Raw genomic sequence first — 10,917 nt, forward strand, 5'->3', positions numbered from 1 at the left:
AAGCCAATAAATAAAATTTGCGCATTAATTACTGAAATTTGTATCTTGCGCCCTCTAAAATTTAAAATAAATAAAGAATCATATGGGAATCATGGGTTTTTTGCGTAACCGAGCTGGTGCGATTATTATTATAGCCATAGGTTTAGCAATTGTAGCATTTCTTTTAAGTGATGCAATAAGAAGCGGAAGTGGATTTATAGCTGATGCACAAAGCGAGGTAGGTGTAATAGACGGAGAAAAAATTTCTTACACCGAGTTTAACGAACGTGTTGAGCAAAACGCTCAACAGTTTAAAGCGCAAATGGGTGGTAATTTAAATGCTCAAATGCAATCTTATGTGGTAGAAAACACTTGGAATCAAATGCAATCTTCAGTGATTCTGAAAAAGCAAACAGAAAAGTTAGGGATAGCTGTAGGTAATACAGAATTATTTAACATCATGTTTGATAATCCTACTCAGCAGATGCAACAAATCTTCACTAATCCAGAAACTGGTGCTTTTGACAGAAATACAGCTATCAACTCTAGAAAAAGTGCTGGTACAGATCCTTCTGGTCAGTTAGAAAAGCAGTGGTTAGCTTTGGAAGAAAGCGTTGAGCAAGAGCGTATCAACCAAAAGTATTTAAGCTTAATTAAGAATGGCGTTTATGCTAACTCTTTAGATGCTAAAGATGATTATATCAACAGAAATAAACTGGTTAAGTTTGACTATGTAGTTCTTGATTACGCATCTATACCTGCTAATCAGGTAAAGTTAACAGATGCTGATTACCAAGAGTATTACGATAAAAATAAGTTCAGATTTAAAAATAGAACAGAAACTAGAACATTTGAATATGTTTCTTTTGATGCTTCACCTTCTAAACAAGATACTTTAGAAGCAAAAGCAAAAATTGATAAAATTACTGAAGGTTTAAGAACCAGCACTAATGATTCTCTTTTTGTTGCCATCAATGCGGATACTAAAATGCCTTTAACTTATCAAAAGAAAGGTGCTTTAGAGCCAGCATTAGATTCAGTAATGTTTACAGCTCCTAAAGGTTATATTTACGGACCTTATTTCTCTGGTAATGCTTATAAAGTAGCTAAGTTAATAGATACTAGAGTTGGTCCAGATTCTGTTAAAGCTCGTCATATTTTAATTAATCCAGCTTCTGAAGGTGGTATTGATAAAGCACAGGCAAAGGCAGATTCTATCAGAAATCTTATTGCCAAAGGTGCTGATTTTGCAAAATTAGCGAAAGAGTTTGGTACAGATGGGACAAGAGATGCTGGAGGTGATTTAGGCACATTTGGTCGCGGAGCTAATATACCTAAGTTTGAAGATGCGGTATTTGGCGGTTCGGTCGGGCAACTGTTCACCCTGAAAACCCAATATGGGGTGCATGTAATAGAAATCCAAAAACAAATTGGTTCTTCTAAAGTAGTTAAAGTTGCTATTGTTGATAAAGCATTAGCACCAAGCTCTCAAACAGAGCAGGTGGCTTATCAAAAAGCACAATCTTTCTTAAGCGAAGTAAGCAACTTGAAAGAATTTGAGGCAGCGGCACAAGCTAAAAAAATCAATAAATTAGTGGGTGAAGACGTTGGTCCTTTACAAGCTAGTATACCAGGATTAGAAGATGCAAGAAGCCTAGTTCGTTGGGTTTATACCGCAGATAAAGGTGATGTTTCTAAAGAAATTTTTGACATTGGCGATAAATATGTAATTGCTGTATTAACTAAAATTAAGCCAGAAGGTACTTTATCATTAGAAGATGTTAAAAAACAAATAGAGCCTGCAGTACAAAATATGGTTAAAGCAAGAATGCTTAAAGAAAAGGCAGACAAAGCTTTACAAGGTGCTTCTTCTTTAGCTCAGGTAGCTCAAAAATTAGGTAAACCTGTTACTCCGGTAGAAAACATCGTATTTGCTAATCCAGTAATTCCAGGTTTATCTCAAGAAAATAAAGTTATAGGTTCAATTTTTGGAGCTCAACCAGGAAAATTATCTTCAGCTATTGAAGGCGAGGCTGGGGTTTATATCTACACCGTTAAAGGCTTTACCAATCCTCCGCCATTTAAAGATGTAGCTAAAGTTAAAGAACAAGTAATGCAAACACTTTCTCAGCAAGTAGACGGTGCTGTATTCGAAGTTCTAAGAGAAAAAGCAAATGTTAAAGATTATAGAGCAAAATTCTATTAATCGGTAATCAATAATTTTTATGACCGGAGTCTGTTTAAAAATAGGCTCCGGTTTTTTTATTTTTACACTATGGATATTCAAGAAAATATAGTTAACAAAGTTGCGCAAAGTGGCTTGGTATCTGTAGACCTTGCAGACTTAAAACCAGCTGGTGAGAGAGTACTTTATGATATAAAGGATAATCTTTTTCATGGATTGATTTTAAAAGAGAAAGATTTTAGAGAATTTATTAAAACCCATAATTGGGAGCAGTACACAGGTAAGCATATTGCTATAACTTGCTCAGCAGATGCAATAGTACCAACGTGGGCTTATATGCTGCTTGCAACCAAAATGGCAGATTATGCGTCAACTATCATATATGGGAACTTAGAAGATTTGGAAATCTATCTTTTTAATCGTGAAATTGAAAAATTAGATGCTCAGCAATATAAAGATCAAAGAATTGTAGTAAAAGGTTGTGGTGATATTTATGTTCCTACAGCTTCTTTTGTTGCTTTAACTTCAAAGTTGTTTCCGGTTGTAAAAAGTATCATGTACGGTGAGCCTTGTTCTACAGTTCCTTTGTATAAGAGAAAAGATTAAATTGGTTTGCTTTTTGATTTTATGTTTATGTAAATCATCGTATGCAATCCATAGAAATATTTTACGTAATTAGATTTACATAACAGCATGAAGCCAACCATGAAATATATATATGCGCTCATCATTATCCTATGTTCTGGACAGGTAAACAGTCAAGAAGTCGCTTATTTAAATAACTCGTCTTTCAATACCGGGGAAGTTTTAAAATATAAGCTCAAGTATGGCTTTATTACAGCTGCCGAAGCTTCTTTAAAAGTATTAGATAGCGATGTTAAATTTGAAAACCAGCCTACCTATCACTTATTAGTTCAGGGTAAAACTACTGGTACTTTTGATATTTTTTATAAGGTTCGTAATAGGTATGATTCTTATATCAGCAGAAAAACTTTTACCCCATTTTTATATACAGAGAATATTCAAGAAGAAAATTATAGGAGATCAGAAAAGGCTCGTTTTTATCAGGATGAAAAAAAGATAGTTGCTAACAAAGGCACTTTTAAATCACCTGTAGAGCAAACTTTTGATTTAGTATCAGCCTATTATTTTGCAAGAAATTTAGATTTAACGGGTATAAAAGTTGGAGATAAACTTACCCTGCGTTATTTCTTGAGTGATGAAGTTACACCTTTAACCATAGAATATCTTGGTAAAGAAATTGTGAGAACAAGTAAAGGTAAAGTAAGGTGTTTAAAATTTAGTCCATCTATTTCACCAGGAAGAATTTTTAGAAAAGATAGTCAGTTATTCTTATGGATAACCGATGATGTAAATCGTATCCCGGTAAAAGCAGAAGCAGAAGTTTTAGTAGGTAGCATCACCATGGAGCTTAGTGATGCTAGAGGTTTAAGACAGGCACTGCAAATTATAAAGTAAAGCCGTTCTATTTCTGATAGAATTTTATAATTTTACTGTTTTACTAAAACTTTGATAAATTCTAAAGAAATTTCAATAGCCGTCATTGGTCAAGGATATGTGGGTTTGCCCCTAGCAGCAGCTTTTGGTAAAATTTACTCTACCATCGGTTTTGATATTGATACTCAACGTGTACAAGAGCTCCTAAAAGGAGAAGATAAAACTTTACAGCTTAGTGCTGATGAGCTGAGAAGTTCAGAAAAACTTCGTTTTTCTTCTAATCAAATGGATATTGCTAGTTGTAATGTTTTCATCATCACAGTTCCAACACCTATAAATGCTTTCAAATCTCCAGATTTAAGTTTGCTGTTAGAAGCGAGCAAAATGGTAGGTAGTATCTTGAAAAGTGGAGATACGGTCATTTACGAATCTACCGTTTACCCTGGCTGTACAGAAGATGATTGCGTTCCTGTTCTTGAAGCTCATAGTAAGTTAAAATACAACAAAGATTTTTTTGTTGGCTATTCGCCAGAGCGCATTAATCCCGGAGATAAAATCAATACTTTAAGCAAGATTATTAAAGTAACATCGGGTTCTAACCCAAATACAGCAAATTTTGTAAATCAATTATATCAATCCATCATCATAGCTGGTACTCATTTAGCGCCATCTATTAAAGTGGCCGAGGCTGCAAAAGCTATAGAGAACGCACAAAGAGATGTCAATATCTCTTTTGTAAATGAATTGGCGCTTATTTTTGATAGAATAGGTATAGATACCCATGATGTTTTAGATGCAGCCGCTACCAAGTGGAATTTTTTGAAGTTTAAACCTGGTTTGGTTGGGGGGCATTGTATAGGTGTAGATCCTTATTATCTGGCACATAAAGCCGAGGCTTTAGGTTATCATCCACAAGTTATTCTATCAGGAAGAAGGGTGAATGATAATATGGGGATGTTTGTGGCCAATAAATTAATTAAGCTATTAATTAGTAAAGGAAATGCTATTAAGGGTGCTAAAGCACTTATTTTAGGTTTCACTTTTAAAGAAAATTGTCCGGATATTAGAAACACTAGGGTAATTGATATTTATAAAGAATTAAAGCAGTTTGGTTTAGAAGTAGATGTTTATGACCCTTGGGCAAATTCACAAGAAGTAGCGTCTGAATATCAATTTTCTTTAATTCCTACTTTGACAGATGAACAATACGATGCTGTAATTATTGCGGTAGCACATCATCAGTTTTTAGAATTAGATTATGCTAATTTTAAAAAGAATGGAGCTGTGATTTTTGATACTAAATCTATTATCCCTCGAGTTTTTGTAGATGCGAGATTATAAAATGAAGCCAGTAAATATGATAGATTTGCCTCTAGAATATGCCACTCGGAAAGCTGAGTATGATGAGGCCATGCAAACTGTTTTACAGGCAGGAGATTTTATAAAGGGTAAAGCTGTAACTGAATTAGAATATCAGCTTGCTCAGTTTTTAAATATCAAACATAGTATTTCTTGTGCCAATGGCACTGATGCTCTAGAAATAGCATTAAGAGCATTAAATATTGGTGAAGGTGATGAAGTTATAGTACCCGCATTTAGTTACGTAGCTGCTTTAGAGGTAGTAAGCTTAGTAGGGGCCACGCCAGTTTTGGTAGATGTTGAGGAGGATTATTTTCAAATAGATGTTACAAAACTAAAGTCGCTAATCAACCCGAGAACTAAAGCTATCATTGCAGTACATTTATTTGGGCAAACAGCTTATTTAGACGAATTGCTTGAAATAGCCAAAACTCATGAATTATATGTCATTGAAGATAATGCTCAATCTTTTGGCGGCATGTATAAAAACCAGTATTTAGGAACTTTTGGTGATATGAGTTGTACTTCTTTTTTCCCGACAAAAAATTTAGCTTGCTATGGAGATGGAGGAGCTATTTTTACACAAGACGATGCTTTAGCCAAAAAAATACGGATGATTGCTAATCATGGTCAAAGTGCTAAGTATAACCATGAAATGGTAGGTAGAAATTCTAGGTTAGACACCATACAGGCCGCCGTTTTACAAGTTAAATTGCGCTATTTAAAACCTTCTTTAGCTATTAAAGCTGGCTTAGCAAAGTTATATCAACAGCAACTTCTAGAAATTGAAGGAATAAGCCTACCTCAAGTAGCACCTCATAGTCAGCATAGTTGGAACCAATTTACCATTAGGGTTAATCAAAACAGAGATGGATTAAAGCAATTTTTAGCACAACATGGTGTTCAAAGTATGGTTTACTATCCAAAAGTATTATCGCAACAAATAGCATATGCTGGTTTAAATCAAGACTTTCCGGTTGCTCAGCAATTAACTAAAGAAGTTTTATCGCTACCTATACATGATCAACTAAAAGAAGAAGATATTCAGCAAGTTTCTAAACTTATCAAAGAATTTTATGGATAAAAAACCATTTTTTGTTCATGATACAGCCATTATAGATGCTGCTGTTAAAATTGGTGAAGGTACTAAGATATGGCACTTCTCTCACATCAGCGAAAGCGTAAAAATTGGTAAAAATTGTGTGATTGGGCAAAATGTATTTATTGGTAGAAATGTGAAGATTGGTAATGGTGTTAAGATTCAAAATAATGTTTCTGTTTATGAAGGCGTTGAAATAGAAGATGATGTATTTATTGGGCCTTCAGTAGTATTTACCAATGTTATCAATCCGAGAGCTTTTGTAGAACGTAAAACAGAATTTAAGCCCACTATCATCAAGAAGGGGGCTACTTTAGGTGCCAATAGCACTATCATTTGCGGTCATGATATTGGCGCTTATGCTTTTATTGGTGCTGGTTCTGTTTTAACTAAGGCCGTTCAAGATTTTGAACTTTGGTATGGTAACCCTGCTACAAAACATGGCATGGTTGATAAAGAAGGAAACATTTGTAAGTGAGCAATAGCTTGTAAGGATAAAAGACTAATTTTGTAGGTTGATATAATAAAGGGAGATATGTTAGAGGTTCAAAATACTTTAGTACATGAAGATGTTTTAAAACATAACTTTGTGTGCCATTTAGATAAATGTAAAGGGGCTTGTTGTATAGAGGGAGACGCAGGCGCCCCTTTAGAAGAGCATGAATTGGCAATTTTAGACGAGATTTATCCTCAGGTTAAACCTTACATGACAGCTAAGGGTATTGAAACTATAGAGCAAGTTGGTACATCAGTAAAAGATTTTGAAGGCGATTATACCACACCATGTATAGATACTAATAAAGAATGTGCTTATGTAATTTGGGAAAACGGTATCACCAAATGCGCTATTGAAAAGGCTTACGAAGAAGGTAAAGTGAATTGGAAAAAGCCTATCTCTTGTCATTTATATCCTATAAGGATAACAGCTTATCCAGATTTTGATGTTTTACATTATGATAGATGGAGTATTTGTGCTGATGCTTGTAATTTTGGAGATGCTTTAAACGTAAAGGTATACGAGTTTTTAAAAGAACCATTGATAAGAAAGTATGGTGAAGCATGGTATTTAGATTTAAAAGAAAAAGTAGAAGGTGCTTAGAATGTTTGTTTAAACATCTTTAATTTTAACTATAAAATATTAAAAATAACATAGGTTTTGCTACCTTATCAAACTTAATTTGATAGATTTGCGGAATTATTAAAATAAGGGATACACTTGAAAGGAATTATTTTAGCAGGAGGTTCAGGAACACGTTTACATCCTCTTACTTTGGCGGTAAGTAAGCAAATGATGCCGGTTTATGATAAACCGATGATTTATTATCCGCTTTCTACATTAATGCTAGCTGGTATTAATGAGATTTTAATTATATCGACCCCTCACGATTTGCCAGGCTTTGAAAAATTACTAGGAGATGGCTCAAATTTGGGTTGTAAATTCTCTTATGCCGTACAGCCTTCTCCAGATGGTTTGGCGCAAGCCTTTATCATTGGGGAAGAGTTTATTGGAAATGACTCGGTTGCCTTAGTTTTAGGAGATAATATTTTCTTTGGAGATGGAATGGCAAGGTTAATGCAAGCCAATACCCATCCTGATGGTGGTGTAGTTTTCGCTTATCCTGTTCATGATCCGGAGCGTTATGGTGTTGTGGAGTTTGATGAGCATCGTAATGCAAAATCTATTGAGGAAAAACCGCTTAAACCAAAGTCAAATTATGCGGTCCCAGGATTATATTTTTATCATAATTCTGTAGTTGAAATAGCTAAAAACATAAAACCTTCTCCAAGAGGAGAGCTAGAAATAACTGATGTTAACAAAGTTTATTTAGAACAAGGTAAACTAAAGGTAGGTGTGCTAAGTAGAGGAACAGCTTGGTTAGACACAGGTACTTTTGAGTCTTTAATGCAAGCTGGGCAATTTGTACAGGTTATAGAAGATAGGCAAGGATTAAAAATTGGCTGTATAGAAGAGATTGCTTACCGCATGAATTTTATCACTAAAGAACAATTAGTCTCACTAGCAAAACCATTATTAAAAAGTGGTTATGGTACTTATTTAATGGATATTGTTGAGGGTAAGATTTTGTAATTCTTTTGGAATATTGGAATGGGACATAAATTAAGTATAATCAGGAATTTGGAAAGATTTTGTTCTGCTACAATGAGTTTTGAGAAGAAAGCATAAAGATTTAGTTAATAATAACTTGGAACGTAATAATATCAATAGAGGTTATAAACAGTTAAGAGTCTGGAGTGATGCGATTGATTTGTATGCTATATCATGTGAAATAATTTCAAATTTCCCATTTGAGTTAAAAAAAACAGCAAGCAATTGCATTGATAGTGCACATAGTATAAGTAGAAATATTGCAGAAGGTTATTGTAGAAGAAGTATTAAGGAGTATCTTCAATTTTTAAATATAGCTTTAGGGTCCAGTGGAGAATACCATTCATGTATTTATAGTTTTTTAAAAGCTAATCAAATAATTAAAAGTGATTTTGAAAAATTAGATCAATTGCATTTTAAAATAGAAAACGCTCTAATACAATTAATAAAATCGTTACAAAAGAAAATGAAAGACGGAACTTGGGATGATAGTTTTTATAAAGGATAAATTTGGCATTCCAATAAGAAACATTCCAATATTCCATTTAGATACATTAATACAAATAGGAAAATAAACGGAACTAAGGATAATAATTTTTAAAGGAAGGATTTGTCATTCTGACATTCCAATAAAAATATCCCATTATTCCATTTTAATATACTAAGAATAAATAAATGAAAGTTGCTTTAATAACAGGTATTACTGGTCAAGACGGAGCTTATTTAGCTGAGTTTTTATTAAAAAAAGGCTATATGGTTCATGGTTTAAAAAGAAGATCATCTCTTTTTAATACAGATAGAATAGACCATTTATATCAAGACCCTCATGAAGAAGGTGTGAAATTAACTCTTCACTATGGAGATTTAACAGATTCTACTAACTTAATCAGGTTGATTCAAGAAATACAGCCAGATGAAATATATAATTTGGCAGCCATGAGCCACGTAAAAGTTAGCTTTGATACACCAGAATATACTGCTAATGCTGATGGTATTGGTACTTTAAGAATTTTAGAAGCTGTAAGATTATTAGGCTTAACCAAGAAAACGCGTATCTATCAAGCTTCAACATCAGAACTTTATGGATTGGTACAGGCAGTTCCTCAATCAGAAACTACACCATTTTATCCTCGTTCTCCTTATGCAGTAGCAAAAATGTATGCTTATTGGATAACAGTGAATTACCGCGAGGCTTATGATATGTATGCTTGTAATGGTATTTTATTTAATCATGAAAGTCCTATTAGAGGGGAAACTTTTGTGACCAGAAAAATTACTAGAGCAACGGCTAAGATTGCTATGGGCTTGCAAAACTGTTTATATCTAGGAAATCTTTCTGCCCAAAGAGATTGGGGGCATGCTAAGGATTACGTAGAGGCTATGTGGTTAATTTTACAACAAGAAAAGCCAGAAGATTTCGTTATAGCGACAGGTGTAACCACTACCGTAAGAGATTTTGTAAGGATGAGTTTTGCAGAATTGGGAATTGAGCTAGAGTTTAGTGGTAAAGACGAGCATGAAAAAGGTGTCATTATAGATGTTGATCAAGAAAAAGCTACCGCTTTAGGCTTAAACTTAGAAGCTTTAAAATTAGGTCAGACAGTAGTGAAAGTAGATCCTAAATATTTCAGGCCTACAGAAGTAGAACTGCTATTAGGAGACCCTACAAAATCTAAAGAAAAGTTAGGTTGGACATTAAAATATGATTTACCTGCTTTAGTTAAAGATATGATAGCTTCTGATTTACATCAGACTAAAAAAGATCAATACCTGAAAGATGGGGGCTATCAAACCATGAATTACTTTGAGTAGTTGAAGAAAATGTCAACCCTGAGCTATGTCACCCTGAGCGGAGTCAAAGGGGAATCAAAAAAATGCTTCGACTCCGCTCAGCATGACAAAGTACTGTCACACTGAGCGGAGTCGAAGTGGGGAGTCGAAGGGAATGTCATCCTGAGCGGAGTCGAAGGATAAGTTTTAAATGAAATAAATAATATGAAATGCTATTATGTTTATATACTAAAATGTAGAGATAATTCATATTATACAGGTGTAACAAATAATATAGAAAGAAGAATAGAAGAGCATCAATCGGGAGAAGATAAAAATGCTTATACATATAATAAAAGACCAGTTAAGTTAGTTTTCTGTGAAGATTTTATAGAAATAAATCAGGCAATTGCTTTTGAGAAGCAAATAAAAGGCTGGACTAGAAAAAAGAAAGAAGCTATTATTGAAAATAATTGGATGAAATTGAAAGAATTAGCGGCTTGTAAAAATGAAAGTAACGCCAATAATTTCAATAAATGATTAAATAAAAGATTATGGTATAAAGCCTTTAATCATGTATCCTTGAGCTATGTCACACTGTACAGAGTCGAAGGGATTGTCACCCTGAGCGGAGTCGAAGGGAACTCAAAAAAATGCTTCGACTCCGCTCAGCATGACAAAATACTGTCACACTGGGCAGAGTCGAAGTGGGAATCGAAGGGGATGTCATCCTGAGTGCCTGCCTGTCCGGTAGGCTAGGAGTCGAAGGGATTGTCACCCTGAGCGGAGTCGAAGGGATTGTCACCCTGAGCGGAGTCGAAGGGAACTCAAAAAAATGCTTCGACTCCGCTCAGCATGACAAAATACTGTCACACTGGGCAGAGTCGAAGTGGGAATCGAAGGGGATGTCATCCTGAGTGCCTGCCTGTCCGGTAGGCTAGGAGTCGAAGAGAATGTCAC

Annotated in this window: 11 protein-coding genes; all 11 read left to right on the top strand. The window is 34.5% G+C overall.

Annotated features, from left to right (window positions below):
• Nucleotides 1-82: 82 nt before the first annotated feature.
• Nucleotides 83-2,185, top strand: coding sequence for a peptidylprolyl isomerase (locus GJJ64_RS15685; RefSeq protein WP_154288700.1), 2,103 nt, complete (start codon nt 83-85; stop codon nt 2,183-2,185).
• A 69-nt stretch (nt 2,186-2,254) separates the two neighbouring features.
• Nucleotides 2,255-2,770 carry a DUF2480 family protein gene (locus GJJ64_RS15690; protein ID WP_154288701.1) on the top strand — a complete coding sequence of 172 codons (516 nt, stop codon included), beginning with the start codon at nt 2,255-2,257 and terminating at the stop codon, nt 2,768-2,770.
• Between the two features lie 87 nt (nt 2,771-2,857).
• Nucleotides 2,858-3,643 carry a DUF3108 domain-containing protein gene (locus GJJ64_RS15695; RefSeq protein ID WP_229655566.1) on the top strand — a complete coding sequence of 262 codons (786 nt, stop codon included), beginning with the start codon at nt 2,858-2,860 and terminating at the stop codon, nt 3,641-3,643.
• Nucleotides 3,644-3,697: 54 nt separating this feature from the next.
• The gene (locus GJJ64_RS15700; RefSeq protein ID WP_317162946.1) at nt 3,698-4,963 is read left to right on the top strand and encodes a nucleotide sugar dehydrogenase; all 1,266 of its coding nucleotides are present in this window, start codon (nt 3,698-3,700) and stop codon (nt 4,961-4,963) included.
• A 1-nt stretch (nt 4,964) separates the two neighbouring features.
• Nucleotides 4,965-6,065, top strand: coding sequence for a DegT/DnrJ/EryC1/StrS family aminotransferase (locus GJJ64_RS15705; RefSeq protein ID WP_229655567.1), 1,101 nt, complete (start codon nt 4,965-4,967; stop codon nt 6,063-6,065).
• Nucleotides 6,058-6,558, top strand: coding sequence for an acyltransferase (locus tag GJJ64_RS15710; RefSeq protein WP_154288705.1), 501 nt, complete (start codon nt 6,058-6,060; stop codon nt 6,556-6,558). Before GJJ64_RS15705 ends, GJJ64_RS15710 begins: the two co-directional genes overlap by 8 nt.
• 57 nt (nt 6,559-6,615) lie before the next feature.
• On the top strand, nt 6,616-7,179 hold the full coding sequence (locus tag GJJ64_RS15715; RefSeq protein WP_154288706.1) for a DUF3109 family protein: 564 nt from the start codon (nt 6,616-6,618) through the stop codon (nt 7,177-7,179).
• A gap of 117 nt (nt 7,180-7,296) precedes the next feature.
• Nucleotides 7,297-8,169: a glucose-1-phosphate thymidylyltransferase RfbA gene (rfbA, locus tag GJJ64_RS15720; protein WP_154288707.1), complete on the top strand. Its 873-nt coding sequence runs from the start codon at nt 7,297-7,299 to the stop codon at nt 8,167-8,169.
• Between the two features lie 115 nt (nt 8,170-8,284).
• A complete protein-coding gene (locus tag GJJ64_RS15725; protein ID WP_154288708.1) occupies nt 8,285-8,695 on the top strand; it encodes a four helix bundle protein in 411 nt (136 codons plus the stop codon).
• 167 nt (nt 8,696-8,862) lie between these two features.
• Nucleotides 8,863-9,999, top strand: a complete 1,137-nt coding sequence (gene gmd / locus GJJ64_RS15730) for a GDP-mannose 4,6-dehydratase (protein ID WP_154288709.1) — start codon at nt 8,863-8,865, stop codon at nt 9,997-9,999.
• Between the two features lie 183 nt (nt 10,000-10,182).
• Complete coding sequence (locus GJJ64_RS15735) at nt 10,183-10,497, top strand: GIY-YIG nuclease family protein (protein ID WP_154288710.1); 315 nt, start codon at nt 10,183-10,185, stop codon at nt 10,495-10,497.
• Nucleotides 10,498-10,917: the final 420 nt, after the last annotated feature.

The organism is Pedobacter puniceum (assembly GCF_009674685.1).
GTDB lineage: Bacteria > Bacteroidota > Bacteroidia > Sphingobacteriales > Sphingobacteriaceae > Pseudopedobacter > Pseudopedobacter puniceum.